Source organism: Cupriavidus sp. D384, from assembly GCF_001652915.1.
In the GTDB taxonomy this organism is placed as follows: Bacteria; Pseudomonadota; Gammaproteobacteria; order Burkholderiales; family Burkholderiaceae; genus Cupriavidus.
Genome location: NZ_BBQI01000085.1, coordinates 1 through 592, shown reverse-complemented (window position 1 = coordinate 592; position 592 = coordinate 1). Strand labels below are relative to the sequence as shown.

The 592-nt window shown below is 64.9% G+C and carries 1 protein-coding gene; it reads right to left on the bottom strand.

Features of this window, described 5'->3' with window-relative positions:
• The coding region (locus A9J21_RS17165) for a hemagglutinin repeat-containing protein (protein WP_156545978.1) at window positions 1-592 on the bottom strand (592 nt) is incomplete at both ends.

Sequence of the window (592 nt, the reverse complement as noted above, 5' to 3'; positions counted from 1 at the left end):
CAGCCCCATCGACGTCGCGCTGTAGTCCGACTTGTTCTCGATATCGCTCCAGCTCAGCGTGCCCGTGCTCAGCTTGTTCCTGTCCTTGGTGGCCGTGCTGGCGATGAGGGCGCCCTTCAGGTCCGTGTTGCCCTTGACCTTGATATCGAAGCCGCCGTCGCCCGCCAGAATGCCCGATTGCTCGGTCACGTTGGCGTAGTTGCCGTCGCCCTTGCCCTTTGTGGCCGTGAACGAACCAGTGAGACCTCCAGCCTGGCTCCAGCTCAGGCCGCCGCCCACGCTCTGCTGGCGCGCGTGGCTTTCTTCGGTGTCCTGGCGGCTGGCCAGGTTCAGGTCGCCGCCCACGTCTGCCGTTACCTTGCCGCCCCTGACCACCCCGCCCAGGATGTTCGTGTCGTTGCCGGACACGATCGATACCGATTCGCTGCCCTTCACGTGGCTGTTGACCTGCGTGGTGCCCGTGGTGTCGCCGTTGCCCTTGCTGGTGGATGCCGAAGCCGACACGCCCCAGCCCTTGCTGCCGAGGGATACACCGATGCTGCCGCTGCTGGACTTGTTCGTGCTGTGGTTCTCGTAGGTATCGGTCGCCGAT